Origin of the sequence: Streptomyces botrytidirepellens (assembly GCF_003721215.1) — a bacterium.
In the GTDB taxonomy this organism is placed as follows: Bacteria; Actinomycetota; Actinomycetes; order Streptomycetales; family Streptomycetaceae; genus Streptomyces; species Streptomyces himastatinicus.
In genome coordinates this window covers 1-16,107 of the sequence record NZ_RIBZ01000286.1, presented here as the reverse complement: position 1 = coordinate 16,107, position 16,107 = coordinate 1, and the positions used below count along the sequence as shown (strand labels likewise).

The window sequence follows — 16,107 nt, the reverse complement described above, 5'->3', positions numbered from 1 at the left end:
TCCCGCGCCTCGGCCCACACCGCCCCCACCACGCCCCCCACACCGTTACCCCCTCCCATCCCTACGAGGAGCACCTCCATGAGCGACGAGACGACCGCCCCACACGCCATCCCCGGGGAGGCACGACGATGAGAGTCCTGCTGCTCGGCTCCGGCGGCTACCTGGGCCGCTACGTCGCCGAACACCTGCTGGCCGACCCCGCCGTCCAGCTCACCGCGCTCGGCCGCGGCGACGACGCCGACGTGCGGTTCGACCTGTCCAACGGCAGCCCCGGCGCGCTCACCCGCTTCCTGAACGCGGTCCACCCCGGCGTGGTGATCAACTGCGCGGGCGCGACCCGCGGCGGGGCCCGCGAGCTGACCCGGCACAACACCGTGGCCGTCGCGACCGTCTGCGAGTCGCTGCGCCGCAGCGGCTGCGGCGCCCGGCTCGTCCAGATCGGCTGCTCCTCCGAGTACGGGCCCTCCCAGCCCGGTTCGTCCACCGCCGAGGACGCCGTGCCGCGCCCCGGCGGCCCGTACGGGGTGAGCAAGCTGGCCGCGACCGAGCTGGTGCTCGGCTCCGGTCTGGACGCGGTGGTGCTGCGGGTCTTCTCGCCGGTCGGGCCGGGCACCCCGGCCGGTTCCCCGCTCGGCAGGCTCGCCGAGGCGATGCGGCGCGCGATGCAGTCCGGGGACAGTGAGCTGAAGCTGAGCGGCCTCGGGGTGCAGCGGGACTTCGTGGACGTACGGGACGTGGCGCGGGCGGTGCACGCGGCCTCGCTGTCGGCCGCGCAGGGCGTCGTCAACATCGGCACCGGGCGCGCCGTCCGGCTGCGCGAGGCGGCCTCCGTGCTGGCCCGGGTGGCGGGCTTCGGCGGCACCCTGCACGAGGTCGACGCCCCGCCCGGGCGGAACCCGCTGCACCCGGCCGCCCACATCCCGGCCCCGGCGCACGCCCCCGGTCACGCTCCGGCCCCCGTCCCGCACGCCCCCGGTCACGCCCCCGGACCGGGGGAGCACGGCGGCGCCACCGCGTACCCGTACCCGGACGGCTGCGGCAGCTGGCAGCAGGCCGATGTGCGCACCGCGCGCGACCGGCTCGGCTGGCGCTCCCGGATTCCGCTGGAGGAGTCGTTGGCCGACATCTGGATGGAGGCGGCGTGTCGTATCTGATCTCCCCGGGGCCCCGGCCCGGCCCGGCGCCGCCGCCCGCCGCGGGTCTCGGCCTGGGGGTGCCGGGCTGGGCGCACCCGCTGGTCGCGCCCGTCGAATGGGGTGAGCTGACCCGCCGCGGCACCCCGGTGCACTGGGCGGTCCTGGACGTCGCGCGCGGCCCCGGCTCGTGCCCGGACCCGTACTGCGCCGCCGCGGTGGCCCGGCTGCGGGTCGCGGGCGTCCGGGTGCTGGGGCGGCTGGACGTGAGGTTCGGCACCCGCCCCTTCGGCGAGCTGGTCGCGGACGCCGGCCGCTACCTGGACTGGTACCGGCCCGACGGCTTCTATCTGGACCGCTGCCCGTCGGAGCGCCCGGGCCTGGCGGAGGTCCGCCGGATCGTCACCACGCTGCGCGCGCTGCGCGGCGGGGCGTTCACGGTGCTGGGCCAGGACACCCATCCGTACGAGGAGTACGCGGAGATCGCCGATCAGCTGGTGACCTTCCGCGGCCGGTGGGCCGAGTACCGCTGGTCCCAGGTCGCGGAGTGGACGGCGGGCTATCCGCCCGAACGGTTCTGCCATCTGGTGCACGGGGTGCCCCGGCCGCATCTGGACGAGGCGCTGCGCATCGCCCGCTGGCAGGGGGCGGGCACGGTCTTCTTCACGGACCGCACGACCCGCCCGGGCCAGCGCTCCGACTCCGCCGCCCTCTGGGAGACGCTGCCCGGACACTGGGACGATTTCGTCTCGCGCATCGGACCGTGTGTCATGGAATGAGATGGGGCGTGGCAGTGTTACGAGGAGACGAGAAGACAATCCCGCTCACGCGGGGCTGACCACCGCTCCTACCCACTACGGAGTCCTTGTGTCGCTGCCACCCCTGGTCGAGCCGGCTGCCGAGCTCACCGTCGACGAGGTCCGCAGGTACTCGCGCCATCTGATCATCCCGGATGTCGGTATGGAGGGCCAGAAGCGGCTGAAGAACGCCAAGGTGCTCTGTGTGGGCGCGGGCGGTCTCGGCTCGCCCGCCCTGATGTACCTGGCCGCCGCCGGTGTGGGCACGCTCGGCATCATCGAATTCGACGAGGTCGACGAGTCCAACCTCCAGCGCCAGATCATCCACAGCCAGGCGGACATCGGCCGCCCGAAGGCGCAGTCCGCGCGTGACACCGTCCTCGGCATCAACCCGTACACGAACGTCGTGCTGCACGAGGGCCGCCTCGAAGCCGACAACGTGATGGAGATCTTCTCCCAGTACGACCTGATCGTCGACGGTACGGACAACTTCGCCACCCGCTACCTGGTCAACGACGCGTGCGTGCTGCTGAACAAGCCGTACGTCTGGGGTTCGATCTACCGCTTCGACGGTCAGGCGTCCGTGTTCTGGTCCGAGCACGGCCCCTGCTACCGCTGCCTGTACCCGGAGCCCCCGCCGCCCGGCATGGTCCCCTCCTGCGCCGAGGGCGGCGTCCTGGGCGTGCTGTGCGCGTCCATCGGCTCCATCCAGGTCACCGAGGCCATCAAGGTGCTCACCGGGGCCGGTGACCCGATGGTCGGCCGTCTGATGATCTACGACGCCCTGGAGATGACCTACCGGCAGGTCAAGGTCCGCAAGGACCCGGACTGCGCGGTCTGCGGCCCGAACGCCACGGTCAAGGAGCTCATCGACTACGAGGCCTTCTGCGGTGTCGTCTCGGACGAGGCCCAGGAGGCGGCGGCCGGTGCGACGATCACTCCCAAGCAGCTCAAGGAGTGGATCGACGACGGCGAGGCCATCGACATCATCGACGTCCGCGAGCCGAACGAGTACGAGATCGTCTCGATCCCGGGCGCCCGGCTGATCCCGAAGAACGAGTTCCTGATGGGCACCGCCCTCCAGGACATGCCGCAGGACAAGAAGATCGTCTTGCATTGCAAGACGGGTGTCCGATCCGCGGAAGTCCTGGCCGTCCTGAAGTCCGCGGGCTTCTCCGACGCCGTCCACGTCGGCGGCGGCGTGATCGGCTGGGTCAACCAGATCGAGCCCGACAAGCCGGTCTACTGACAGCTGTGTGCGCAAGGGGCCCGGACCGGCGGTCCGGGCCCCTCGTCGTTCATCCGCAGGTCGTGCCGCTCGCGGGCACCTTCCCGTCGAGCAGATAGGCGTTCACGGTCTTCGTCATGCAGGCGTTGCCGCTGTTGTACGCGCCATGGCCCTGCCCCCGGTACGTGACCTCGACGCCCACGCCCCGGCCCAGTTCGCGGGCCATCGTCCGGGCCCCCTCGTAGGGGGTGGCCGGGTCGCCGGTGTTGCCGACGACGAGGATCGGCGCGGAGCCCTTGGCGCCCACGTCCGGGGTGTCCGCCTTACCGGCGACCGGCCAGCCGGTGCAGGCGAGCAGCGACCAGGCCAGATAGTCGCCGAAGACCTTCGAGGTCTTCCGGAACCGAGGCAGCCGCTCCTTCACCTCGCTCACCGTGTAGCGCTTCTTCTCGTCGGCGCAGTTGACCGCCGTATTGGCCGCGTTGACATTGCTGTAGCGGCCCTTGTCGTCGCGCCCGGACATCGAATCCGCCATCGCGAGCAGCAGATTGCCCTTGTCGAGCATCAGCACTTCCTGAAGGCCCAGCGTCAGGTATTTCCAGCTGTCCTTGGAGTAGAGCGCGGCGGCGATACCGCCGAGCGCCCCGCCTTGCGTGAGCTTGCGGCCGCTGTCGGTGTCCAGCGGCTTCTTGTCGAGTTCCTCCAGCAGCGTGACGATCTTCTCGGCGCCCGCCTTCGGATCGTCGCCGACCGGGCAGCCGACCCCCTTCTTGGCGCAGTCCCGCAGGTAGTTGTCCAGCGCGAGCTGGAACCCCCTGGCCTGCGCGAGGGAGCCCTGTTCGGTGTCCGCGGACGGGTCGACCACGGCGTCGAGGACCGCACGCGCCACATGCCGCGGGTACAGATGGGCGTAGACGCCGCCGAGTTCGGTGCCGTAGGAGATGCCGAAATACGAGAGTTTCCGGTCACCCAGCACCTGCCGCATCAGGTCCATGTCGCGGGCGGCGCTCACGGTGTCGACGTGGGGCAGCATCTTTCCGGACCGCTTTTCGCATCCGGCGATGTATTTCTTCGCGTCCGCGGTCGCCGCCTTGATTTCGGCGGCGTCGTCCGGAGTTCCGTCCACCGCCTCCGCGGCGTCGATCTCCTTGTCGCTCCGGCAGGTCACCCCCTCGCTTTCGCCGACCCCGCGCGGATCGAAGCTGACGAGGTCATAGCGCGAGCGCAGTTTCTCGTAATCCCCGCCGAATCCGGGCAGGGAGGAGACCCCGGAGCCGCCGGGGCCGCCGAAGTTGAACACCAGGGAGCCGATCCGCTTGTCCTGGTCGGTGGCCTTGGCGCGGATCATCGCGAGGTCGATGGTCGCGCCGTTCGGCTTCGCCCAGTCCAGCGGTACCGAGAGGTCGGCGCACTCCCAGTCGCCGCCCGGCGCCTTGCCGGTGCCCTGGAGCGCGGTCGGCGCCTCGCACCCCTTCCAGCGCGGCTTCTGGCCCGTGAGCGAGCCCGGCAGGCCGGAGGAACCCGGGGGCGCGGCCGGGGCGGTGGACGAGCGGCCGGAGGACGGGGTGGCCGACGCCTTGCCCTGGTCCTTTCCGCCGCCGCTACAGCCGGCGACGGCGATGAGGGTGACCGCGGCGGTCGCGGAGACCAGCGCCCTGGTCGCCCTGGTCCGTATCGTGCGGAGGGAACTCGACATGGTCGGTGATCCTATGAGGATGGTATGAGCGGGAGTGTGCGCGCTTGTTCTCCATACGGTCACAGCCGACGCGCCCGCTCGCTGATCCGGCCTGATCAACAAGACACCCCCTAGGTACAGACCTTGCCGTTCTCCGGCACCCGGCCGTTCAGCAGATACGCGTTCACGGCTTTGCGCACACAGCCGCTGCCGCTGTCGTACGCCCCGTGTCCCTCGCCCTTGTAGGTGAGCTGGACGCCGACCCCGGGCCCCAGTTCTTCGGCCATCTTGCGCGCCCCGGCGTACGGCGTGGCCGGGTCGCCGGTGTTGCCGACGATCAGGATGGGGGCGGCGCCGCGGGCGCTGACGTCGGGGGTGGTCCAGGCGCCACGGACGGGCCAGTCGGTGCACTGGGTGAGGCTCCAGGCCATGAAGTCGCCGAACACCGGGGACGCCTTGCGGAAGGTGGGCAGCTTCCGCCGGATGTCGGCCAGGGTGTAGCGCTGTTTGAAGTCGGCGCAGGAGACGGCGTTGAGCGAGGACTGGAGGGTGCTGTAGTCGCCGTTCTCGTCGCGCCCGTTCATGGCGTCGCCGAGGGCCAGCAGGATCCCGCCGTCGCCCTGCCGGGCCGCGGCGATCCCCTGGGTGAGGTACGGCCAGAAGTCCCGTGAGTACAGGGACTGCGCGATGCCCCCGTCGGCCAGCGACTGGGTCAGCTTCCGGTTGCCGCTGCCCGCCACCGGATGGCGGTCGAGGCGCTTCAGCAGGGCCTGGATCCGGGCCTGGGTCGGACAGCCGGCCGCGGCGGTGCCGCGGCACTCCCTCAGGTAGTCGCCCAGCGCCAGTTGGAACCCCTTCGCCTGGCCGAGGGCGCCCTGTTCGGGGTTCTGGGTGGGGTCCACGACCCCGTCGAAGAGCGCCCGGCCCACCTTCTTCGGGTACAGATGGGCGTAGACGCCGCCCAGTTCGGTGCCGTAGGAGACGCCGAAGTAGTACAGCTTGCGGTCGCCGAGGACGCGGCGCATCAGCTCCATGTCGCGGGCGGCGTTGGTGGTGCCGACGTACGGGAGCACCGCGCCGGACCGCTTCTCGCACCCGGCGGCATAGCCCTTGACGCGGCGCACCAGGGACGTGACCTCGGCGGAGTCGTCCGGGGAGGCGTCGGCCGCGTAGTAGGCGTCGAGCTGCCGGTCGCCGAGGCAGTGCACCCCCTTGCTGCGGCCGACCCCGCGCGGATCGAAGCTGACCAGGTCGTAGCGGGTGCGCAGCTGCTTGTAGGTGCCCGCGAGGGCGGGGAGCGTGGCGACGCCGGAGCCGCCGGGGCCGCCGAAGTTGAAGATCAGCGAGCCGATCCGCTTTTCGGGGTCGGTGGCCTTGGCGCGGATCATCGCGATGCCGACGGTGGCGCCGCGCGGCTTGGCGTAGTCGAGCGGGACGTGCAGGGTCGCGCACTCCCACTCCCGGCCCGGGGCCTTGGTGGTCGCCCCGTCCTCGCTGTCGGAGGGGGCGGGGCAGGTGCTCCAGCGGAGCTTCTGGCCCGCGGTGGTGTCCGGCCGTCCGGGGTCGCCGCCGCATCCGGCGGTGGCGGCGAGCAGCAGGGCGGCGGCGGACAGCGCACCGGTGCGCAGGGGTCGGGACACGGCGGCTCTCCCGGGGTGGCGGCGTACCGCCATCCTGCGGGCCCCGGCGGGGTCGCGCGCGCACAGCGCGGGCGTACGGGTGAGGGCGCGGTAGGGGGTGTCCGCGGCTACAGCGCCTCTCGGCGGGTGAGGTGGGTGAACGCCAGCCAGCCGGGCAGCACCGGCAGCCAGAAGACCATCAGCCGGAAGAGCAGCACCGCGGGCGCGGCCGTCTCGTACGGCAGCCCGGCGAAGGTGAGTCCGGCGATCAGGGCGGCCTCGACGGCGCCGACGCCGCCCGGGGTGGGCGCCGCCGACCCCAGGGCATTGCCCGCGAGGAAGACGACCGCGATGCTCGCGTAGCTCAGGTCGCCGCCGAACGCGCGGATGGACGCGTCGAGGCACATCACGTTGGCCGCGGTCAGCAGCAGCATGCCGCCAATTCCGGCGAGCAGCTTCCTGGGCCGCTGGAGCACGTCCAGCATGCGCGGCACGACGCCCGCGAACAGCGACCGCACCCGGGTGGAAACGAACTTCCGCAGTGCGGGCACCGCGGTGACCACGAGGGTCAGCACGGCGCCCGTCAGCAGCCCGGCGATCACGGTCCGGGAGGGGGAGAGTGTCGGGGTGCGCTCGGTGCCGGTGATGTAGCCGAAGGTGGCCAGCAGCACGATGTGGCTGGCCAGGCCGAACAGCTGTGAGGCGCCGACGCTCGCCACCGCGAGCCCCGGCCGCACCCCGGCGCGCTGGAGGAAGCGGGCGTTGAGGGCGACGCCGCCGACCGCCGCGGGGGCCACCAGCTTCACGAACGAGGCGGCGACCTGCGCCAGCACCGTACGCCCGAAGGGCACCTTCTCCGGGACGAAGCCGAGCAGGCTCAGGGCCGCGGCCACATAGGTGAGCGCGGAGAAGAGGAGCGCGAACACCACCCAGATCCAGTTGGCCTCGCCGACCAGGGCGCCGAGCTTGAGGTGGGTGAACTGGGAGAGCAGGAAGTACGCCGCGAAGGCGCCCGCGCAGAAGCTGACCAGGGTGCGCGGCTTGATGCGCTCCAGCCGCACCGGCTCGATCGGCGCCTGCGGCCGTACCAGCAGCACCTGACGGCGGATCTGGGCGAGCAGATCCTCCTCGCGGGCCTCCTCCAGGGCCTCGTCGATCGCCCGCTTCTCGGCCTGCTTCTCGGCCTTGGCCGTCTTGCGGTCGGTGACGACCGGTTCGGCCCTGCGCCCGCCGTCGGCCTCTCCCGGGGCTCCTTCCCGGGCCTCCTCGGCCTCCCGCGCCCTGGCCTCCTTGGCGGCGCGGGACGCCTCCAGCACCGCTTCCCGCTGCCGCTGGGCGCGCTCCCGGGCGAGGTGGCGCAGCGTCGCCCGCGTGGCCCGGCCCAGGGCGAGGGGCTGGAGCAGGGGGAGGCTGTCGGCGACCGCGTCCGGCCCGATGACGTCGACCGCGGCGGCCACGGAGCGCTCGGCGCCCACCCGCAGCCCCAGGGTGGTCATCAGCTGGGCGATGTCCATCCGCAGCACCAGGTCGCCCGCCGCGATCTCGCCGCCGCGCAGATCCGTCAGGATGACCGCGCCGGAGCGGTCGACCATCAGGGCGTCGCTGTCCAGCCGCCGGTGGGCGATGCGCCGTGACTGGAGCGCCTGCACCTGGTGCCAGGCCCCGGCCAGCAGCTCGTCGGTGATCGCCTCGTCCGGCAGGGCGTGCAGCGGACGGCCGCCGATGTGCTCGTAGATGAGCATCACGGCGTCCGGGCCCAGCTCGGAGGTGGCGATCAGCTTGGGCGCGTTGGCGCCCGCCGCGATCGCCGCGTACGCGAGCAGCGCCTCCTGCTCCAGGGCCTGGCGCAGCGACTGGAGGCTGCGCGGCGGGGTGATCGTGCGCAGCGTCAGCCGCTGCCAGACGCTGTAGAAGAAGCCCTGGGCCTGCTGTTCGCGGTCGACCACGGTGACGTCCAGCGGCGGCCCGTCCTCCAGGGTGACCAGATAGCGGCGGCCCCGGTCGCTGTGGTTGCCGTGCTCGTCGACGGCCTCCTCGGCGCGCGCCGCGCTGACCGGGTTGAAGCCGACCCGGCGCAGCCCGGCCAGCAGGTGCTGGCCGGTGGGCCGGACGTTGGGGGAGCCGACGGCGTAGAGCGTGCCGTAGGCGACGGTCCAGCCGATGAGCACCGTGATGATGATCGAGAACGGGGTCGTGTAGCCGCCGACGAGCACCGCGAACGCGTCGAGCAGCAGCACGCCCCACATGGCCACCCGCCAGCGGGGGCGGCGCGCCATGCCGACGGCCGTCATATACGCGATGACGGGGGCGAGGTAGCCGTGCACGGGATCGCTCAGGGCGCCGCCGGGCGCGGGCTGGGTGAGGGCCTCGCGGATCGAGTCGGGCGCGGCCCTGGCGACCCACAGATCGGTGGCGAGGGAGATGCCGTGGGCGAGGACCGCGGCCAGGACGCCGTCCGCGATCCGCAGCCCGTCCCGTTTGACCAGCCGCTCGATCGCGAACGCCACCGGCAGGACGAGCACGGCGATGCTGGCCGTCAGCCCCGCGAAGTCGATCACCAGCGGGGGCGCCTGGTTGGCCCCGTGGCCGATGTCCTTCTCCAGCCCCGCGGTGGTGCCGTGCGCGAAGGCCGCGACGGCCAGGACGATGCCGATCCCCAGCGCGCCGAGGAGCAGCCGCATCAGGTCGGAGGGGCGGTGCACCCGGGCGGGCAGCAGCGGTTCGTCGCCCGAGACCCGTTCGTTGTGCCCCTGGGGGCCGTCCGGGTCGTTCGGCTCGTCGGGGTCCTCGGCGCCGCCGTGGTCCCCGGGGCCGTGCGGACCGTCGGTGCCGTCCGAGCCGTCCGAGCGCGGCAGCGCCTCAGGGGTGCGGGCCTCCTCTTCAGGAGGCTGCGCACCCTGCTGCTTCGCCGTCTCTTCTTGATCTCGTATCACCAGTCACCGCCCGGAAGATGGTGGCATGCCCGGGCTGCGGAGGAGGGCATCAGGGTGCATTTCGGGGATGTGAGCCTCGGATCGTACGCCCTGTAGGGGTTTCCCGCACAATGCGTGATCGAACCCCGCTGCCGTCCGCAGAGCCTTCGACGGTACCGCGCGGGACGGGGTCGGTGGCGGTGTCGGTGGTGTGCGGCAGGATGGGCGGGATGAGCCGGGAGAGCGAGGAGCCGCGGGCCGATGACGAGCTGCCCGCGTACGCGGAGCGGGTGCTGGACGTCGCCGAGCTGATCCCGCCGGGCCGGGTGATGACCTACGGGGACGTCGCCGAGTGGCTGGAGGAGGGCGGCCCGCGCCAGGTGGGGCGGGTGATGGCCCTCTACGGGGGCGCCGTGCCGTGGTGGCGCGTGGTGCGCGCGGACGGCGCGCTGCTGCCCGGCCACGAGCTGCGGGCGCTCGGCCACTACCGCGAGGAGGGCACTCCGCTGCGGGAGGCGCCGCGCTCGGCCGAGGGCCATCTGCCGAAGATCGACATGCGCCGGGCCCGCTGGGACGGCACGGAGGGCACCGAGAGCGCTGAGAGCTAGGGGTTGTCCACAGCCATTCGGGTGACGCACCGCGGCACATGAGAGGCTGTCCCGCACCCAGCCAACCCACCAGGACCGGCGATCCATGTGAGTACCTCCTCCTCGTCCCTGCCGCGACAGCGGCGGGGACGGCAGCCGTATCTGCGGCTGCCGTCCGCGGGCACGTACCGCCTGGTCCGCAGTCGGCCGGATCCGGTGGCCTTTCCTGTCCTGGACGCGCGGCAGCGCGCCGTGGTTGAGCACCAGGGCGGTCCGCTGCTGGTGCTCGCCGGGCCGGGCACGGGGAAGACCACGACGCTCGTGGAGGCCGTCGCCCGGCGGGTGCGCGAGGGCGCCGACCCGGAGCGGATCCTGGTGCTCACCTTCAGCCGCAAGGCCGCCGTCGAGCTGCGCGACCGGATGACGGTGCGGCTGGAGGGCGCGACCGGGCCGCGGGCCACCACCTTCCACTCCTTCTGTTACGCGCTGGTCCGCGCCCACCAGGACGTCGACCTGTTCGCCGATCCGCTGCGGCTGCTGTCCGGCCCGGAACAGGACGTCGTCGTACGGGAACTGCTCGCCGGACAGGCCGAACTGGAGCGCGCGGGGCGCGCCTCGGCCCGCTGGCCCGACGATCTGCGCGCCTGCCTGACCACCCGCGGCTTCGCCGACGAGGTGCGCGCGGTGCTCGCCCGCAGCCGGGAACTGGGGCTCGGCCCGCGGTCGCTGGGGGAGTTCGCGGCCCGCACCGGGCGCCCGGACTGNCCGGGAACTGGGGCTCGGCCCGCGGTCGCTGGGGGAGTTCGCGGCCCGCACCGGGCGCCCGGACTGGGGCGCGGCGGCGGCCTTCCTCGCCGAGTACCTGGACGTCCTGGACGCCCAGGGGGTGCTGGACTACGCGGAGCTGGTGCACCGCGCGGTGCTGCTCGCCGAGCGGCCGGGCGTATCGGCGGAGCTGGCCGCGCGCTATGACGCGGTGTTCGTGGACGAGTACCAGGACACGGACGTGGCCCAGACCCGGCTGCTGCGCGCGCTGGCGGGCGGCGGCAGAAGTCTCGTGGCCTTCGGCGACCCCGATCAGTCCATCTATGCCTTCCGGGGCGCCGATGTGAACGGCATCCTCGGCTTCCGGGACGACTTCCCGCGCGCGGACGGCCGCCCGGCGCCCGTGGAGGTCCTCACCACCTCGCGCCGCTCGGGCGCCCGGCTGCTCGCCGCGACCCGGCTCATCACCGGCCGGATGCCGCTCACCCGCCTCCCGGCGCACGCCGTGCGCGCCCACCGGGAGCTGACGGCGGCCCGCGACGGCGGCCGCGTCGAGGTGTTCACGTACCCCACCGCGGGTGCCGAACTCGACAACGTCGCCGACATCCTGCGCCGCGCCCACCTGGAGGACGGGGTGCCCTGGAGCGAGATGGCCGTCCTGGTGCGCGCCGGGGGGCGCTCGCTCCCGGGCCTGCGCCGGGCGCTCACCTCCGCCGGGGTGCCCATCGAGGTGGACGGCGACGACATCCCGCTGCGCCACGAACCCGCCGTGGCCCCCCTGCTGACGGCGCTGCGGGCCGCCGCCACGGCCGCGCTGCCCGACTCCGGCGGGCTGTCCGCCGCCCTCGACGTCGAGACCGCCCTCACCCTGCTCACCTCGCCGCTGGGCGGCATGGACGCCGCCGATCTGCGCAAGCTCGGCCGCGCCCTGCGCGAGGAGGAGCGGGCCGCCGGACACGCCGTACCGCGCCCGTCCGACGTCCTGCTCGCCGAGGCGCTGGCCGCGCCCGAGCGGCTGGCCGTCCACGACCCGGCGTACGCGCGCGGCGCCCAGCGGCTCGGCCTGCTGCTGCGCACGGCGCTGGACGCGCTGGCCGGGGGCGGCACCGCGGAACAGGCGCTGTGGGAGCTGTGGGACGGCACCCCCTGGCCCGGGCGGCTGGAGGGTGCCGTCCAGCGCGGCGGGGCCGCCGGGCGCAACGCCGACCGCGACCTGGACGCGGTGTGCGCGCTGTTCGAGACCGCGGCGCGCGCGGAGGAGCGCACCGGCGGCCGCGGCGCGCTCAACTTCCTCGACCAGCTCGACGCCCAGGACATCGCCGCCGACACCCTCTCGCGCCGCATCGCCCGCCCCGACGCCGTGCGGCTGATGACCGCCCACCGCTCCAAGGGGCTGGAATGGCGCCTGGTGGTCGTCGCGGGCGTCCAGGAGGGGCTGTGGCCGGACCTGCGGCGCCGCGGCTCGCTCCTGGAGGCGGACAGGATCGGCCGGGACGGGCTGGCCGAGCCGCTGACCCCGGGCGCGCTGCTGGCCGAGGAGCGGCGGCTGTTCTACGTGGCGGCGACCCGCGCCAGGGACCGACTGGTGGTCACCGCCGTCAAGGCCGCCTCCGACGACGGCGACCAGCCCTCGCGGTTCCTGACCGAGCTGGGCGTCACACCGGTCGACGTCACCCAGCGGCCGCGCCGCCCGCTGTCGGTCGCCGCGCTCGTCGCCGAGCTGCGCGCCACCACCGTCGACCCGGACGCCTCGGACGCCCTGCGGGAGGCCGCCGCGCAGCGGCTGGCGCGGCTCGCGGCGCTGCGCGACGAGGACGGCCGGCCGCTTGTCCCCGCGGCCCACCCCTCCGGCTGGTGGGGCCTGTACGAGCCGACGCACAGCGAGGTGCCGCTGCGCGACCGCGACCGGCCCGTGGCGCTGTCCGGCAGCGCGCTCGACCAGCTCGTCAACACCTGCTCGCTCCAGTGGTTCCTGGGGCGCGAGGTCAAGGCGGACGCCCCGTCGACCGCCGCCCAGGGCTTCGGCAACGTCGTCCACGTCCTCGCCGACGAGGTGGCCTCCGGCCGCACCCCGGCCGACCTCGCCGTCCTGATGGAGCGCCTGGATTCCGTATGGGACGCGCTGGCCTTCGACGCCCCCTGGAAGTCGCGGCAGGAGAAGGAGCACGCCCGGGCGGCCCTGGAGCGCTTCCTGCGCTGGCATGTGATGGAGCGCGGCGGCCGCACGGCGGTCGCCTCCGAGCACGGCTTCGACGTCACCCTCGAAGCGGACGCCTACCAGGTGCGCATCCGCGGCAGCATGGACCGCGTCGAGGCGGACGGCGAGGGGCGGGCGTACGTCGTCGACTTCAAGACCGGCAAGCAGCCCGTGACCCGCGGCGAGGTCGCCCACCACCCCCAGCTGGCGGTCTATCAGCTCGCCGTGCGCGAGGGCGCCGTCGACGGCCTCTTCGGCGACGACCGCCCCGAACCCGGCGGCGCCGAACTGGTCCAGCTGCGGCAGGGCGCCCCCAAGAAGGAGGGCGGCGAGACCGTCCCCAAGGTCCAGGCGCAGGACCCGCCCGCGGGGCCCGACGGGGAGTGGGTCGGCGAACTCCTCGCCACCGCGGCCGGACGCGTCCTCGACGAACGCTTCGCCCCGAGCACCGGGGCGCACTGCGAGCGCTGCGCGTTCCGCGCCGCGTGCAGCGCCCGCGCGGAGGGCCGCCACGTGGTGGAGTGACCCGCGGGGCGGAGTGACGGGGGATGAGATGGCTTGTGGGGACATGTCCGTTGTCGTCGGCGGAAGATGTGGCGGCTTGTCCCCCTTGTGCGCGGCTTGTCAGTGGCGACCGATAGCCTCACTGGAGTGTCAGCCCGCATCGCCGATCCCGAGGAGCTCAAGGAGCTGCTCGGGATTCCGTTCACCCCGGAGCAGACGGCGTGCATCACCGCGCCGCCCGCCCCGCAGGTGATCGTCGCCGGAGCGGGCTCCGGCAAGACCACGGTGATGGCCGCGCGCGTGGTGTGGCTGGTGGGCACCGGCCAGGTCGCACCCGACCAGGTGCTGGGCCTCACGTTCACCAACAAGGCCGCGGGCGAACTGGCCGAGCGGGTGCGGAAGGCGCTCGTCAAGGCGGGCGTCGTGGACCCCGACCCGGATCCGGGCGCCGCCGAGGAGGCCGTGGGCGAGCCCAGCATCTCCACGTACCACGCCTTCGCCGGACAGCTCCTCAAGGAACACGGGCTGCGCATCGGCCTGGAGCCCAGCGCCCGGCTGCTCGCCGACGCCACCCGCTTCCAGCTCGCCGCGCGCGTGCTGCGCACCGCCCCCGGCCCCTACCCGGCGCTCACCCGCCCCTTCGCCGACCTGGTGACGGACCTGCTCGCGCTCGACGCCGAGCTGGCCGAGCACCTGGTCCCCGCCGAGCAGCTCCGCCGCCACGACACCGAGCTGCTGGACACCCTCGACGCGGTGAAGCTGACCAACGACGCGCTGCGCAAGGTCCCGGAGGCCGCCCGCGCGCGCCGCGAACTCCTCGGGCTGGTCGAGGAGTACCGCGCCGAGAAGAGCCGCCGCGACCTGCTCGACTTCGGCGACCAGATCGCGCTGTCCGCCACCTTGGCCCGCAGCGGCCCGGAGGTCGGCCGGATCCTGCGGGAGCAGTTCGCGGTGGTCCTGCTGGACGAGTACCAGGACACCTCCGTCGCCCAGCGGCTGCTGCTGTCCGGGCTGTTCGGCGGCGGCACCGGACACCCCGTCACCGCCGTCGGCGACCCGTGCCAGGCCATCTACGGCTGGCGCGGCGCCTCGGTGGCCAACCTCGACGACTTCCCCGCGCACTTCCCGCACCAGGACGGCAGCCCCGCCCGCCGCCACGCGCTCAGCGAGAACCGGCGCAGCGGCGGCCGCCTGCTGGACCTCGCCAACGGGCTCGCCGCCCCGCTGCGCGCGATGCACCAGGGCGTCGAGGCGCTGCGCCCCGCGCCCGGCGCCGAGCGGGACGGCCAGGTGCGCTGCGCGCTGCTGCCCACCCACGCCGAGGAGCTGGCCTGGCTCGCCGACTCGATCGCCCACCTGGTGCGCACCGGCACCCCGCCCGGTGAGATCGCGGTCCTGTGCCGTACGGCCGGTGACTTCGCCGAGATCCAGGGCGCCTTGGTGGAGCGGGACGTTCCGGTGGAGGTCGTGGGGCTGTCGGGGCTGCTGCACCTGCCCGAGATCGCCGACCTGGTGGCGGTCTGCGAGGTGCTCCAGGACCCGGGCGCCAACGCGGCCCTGGTCCGGCTGCTCACCGGCCCGCGCTGGCGCATCGGCCCCCGTGACCTGGCGCTGCTCGGCCGCCGCGCCCGCGCGCTCGTCTCCCACGGCGGCCACGGCGACGCGGAGGACGACCCGGACCGGCGGCTCGCCGAGGCCGTCGAGGGCGTCGACCCGGCGGAGATCATCTCGCTCGCCGACGCCCTCGACACCTTCCTCGACTCCGGCGGCGGCCCGGACGACGGGCTGCCGTTCTCGGCCGAGGCCCGGGTGCGCTTCGCCCGCCTCGCCGCCGAACTGCGCGAGCTGCGGCGCTCGCTGGCCGACCCGCTCATGGACGTCCTCCACCGGGTGCTCGCCACCACCGGCCTGGAGGTCGAGCTGTCCGCCTCGCCCCACGCCCTGGCCGCCCGCCGCCGCGAGACGCTGGGCAACTTCCTGGACGTCGCCGCGTCCTTCGCCGCCCTGGCCGGGGGGTCCGTGGACGGCGAGGCCACCCTCCAGTCGTTCCTGGGCTTCCTGCGCACCGCCGCGCAGTACGAGAAGGGGCTCGACAACGCGCTCCCCGGCGGCGAGAACACGGTCAAGGTGCTCACCGCGCACAAGTCCAAGGGGCTGGAGTGGGACGTGGTGGCGGTGCCCGGACTGGTCGCCAAGCAGTTCCCGAGCGAGCAGAGCCGCGAGTCCTGGACGGCGAACGCCAAGGTCCTGCCGCACGCCCTGCGCGGCGACGCCTCCACCCTCCCGGAGGTCACGGCCTGGGATGCCAAGGGGCTGAACGCCTTCAAGGACGCCATGAAGGAGCACCAGCGGACGGAGGAACTCCGCCTGGGCTACGTCACCTTCACCCGGCCGCGCTCGCTGCTGCTGGGCTCCGGGCACTGGTGGGGCCCGTCCCAGAAGCGCCGCCGCGGCCCGTCCTCCTTCCTGGAGGCGCTGCGCGCGCACTGTGAGGCCGGTTACGGCGAGGTCGAGGCGTGGGCGGACGAGCCGGAGGAGGACGCGGAGAACCCGGCCCTGCGCGAGACGACCGCCGACCGCGCCTGGCCGCTCCCGCTCGACCCGGCCGCCCTGGCCCGCCGCCGCCGGGCCGCGGACGCGGTCCTGGCCCATCTGACCCGCCTGGAGGCGGCGGACGGCCCGCCGGCCGG

Annotated in this window: 8 protein-coding genes and 1 pseudogene; 6 read left to right on the top strand and 3 right to left on the bottom strand. The window is 73.8% G+C overall.

All coding sequences use genetic code 11. From position 1 onward, the window contains the following. Positions 1-128 precede the first annotated feature (128 nt). The 3 genes from EEJ42_RS23760 to moeZ all read left to right on the top strand — a co-directional run bounded on the left by EEJ42_RS23760 (position 129) and on the right by moeZ (position 3,179). Positions 129-1,154 (top strand): NAD-dependent epimerase/dehydratase, encoded by a 1,026-nt coding sequence (locus EEJ42_RS23760; RefSeq protein WP_123102660.1) that lies wholly within the window; start codon positions 129-131, stop codon positions 1,152-1,154. Further along, positions 1,151-1,912, top strand: coding sequence for a spherulation-specific family 4 protein (locus EEJ42_RS23755; RefSeq protein WP_123102664.1), 762 nt, complete (start codon positions 1,151-1,153; stop codon positions 1,910-1,912). Before EEJ42_RS23760 ends, EEJ42_RS23755 begins: the two co-directional genes overlap by 4 nt. Positions 1,913-2,000: 88 nt before the next feature. Beyond that, positions 2,001-3,179: an adenylyltransferase/sulfurtransferase MoeZ gene (gene moeZ / locus EEJ42_RS23750; protein ID WP_123102658.1), complete on the top strand. Its 1,179-nt coding sequence runs from the start codon at positions 2,001-2,003 to the stop codon at positions 3,177-3,179. A gap of 49 nt (positions 3,180-3,228) precedes the next feature. Here moeZ and EEJ42_RS23745 read toward each other — a convergent pair whose 3' ends face one another. From EEJ42_RS23745 to EEJ42_RS23735, 3 genes are all read right to left on the bottom strand, one after another. Further along, entirely contained in the window at positions 3,229-4,854 is a 1,626-nt protein-coding gene (locus tag EEJ42_RS23745) for an alpha/beta hydrolase (RefSeq protein WP_123102656.1), read from the bottom strand. A 110-nt stretch (positions 4,855-4,964) separates the two neighbouring features. Then, positions 4,965-6,506 (bottom strand): alpha/beta hydrolase, encoded by a 1,542-nt coding sequence (locus tag EEJ42_RS23740; RefSeq protein ID WP_123102654.1) that lies wholly within the window; start codon positions 6,504-6,506, stop codon positions 4,965-4,967. Between the two features lie 74 nt (positions 6,507-6,580). Further along, on the bottom strand, positions 6,581-9,385 hold the full coding sequence (locus tag EEJ42_RS23735; RefSeq protein ID WP_184503233.1) for a lysylphosphatidylglycerol synthase transmembrane domain-containing protein: 2,805 nt from the start codon (positions 9,383-9,385) through the stop codon (positions 6,581-6,583). A gap of 209 nt (positions 9,386-9,594) precedes the next feature. Here EEJ42_RS23735 and EEJ42_RS23730 point away from each other — a divergent pair, with 209 nt between their 5' ends. From EEJ42_RS23730 to EEJ42_RS23720, 3 genes and pseudogenes are all read left to right on the top strand, one after another. Next, on the top strand, positions 9,595-9,972 hold the full coding sequence (locus tag EEJ42_RS23730) for an MGMT family protein (protein ID WP_425472949.1): 378 nt from the start codon (positions 9,595-9,597) through the stop codon (positions 9,970-9,972). Positions 9,973-10,059: 87 nt separating this feature from the next. Beyond that, positions 10,060-13,438, top strand: a pseudogene (locus EEJ42_RS23725) (ATP-dependent helicase). A gap of 126 nt (positions 13,439-13,564) precedes the next feature. Beyond that, on the top strand, positions 13,565-16,107 hold a 2,543-nt coding region (locus EEJ42_RS23720), incomplete at its 3' end, for an ATP-dependent helicase (RefSeq protein WP_184503232.1).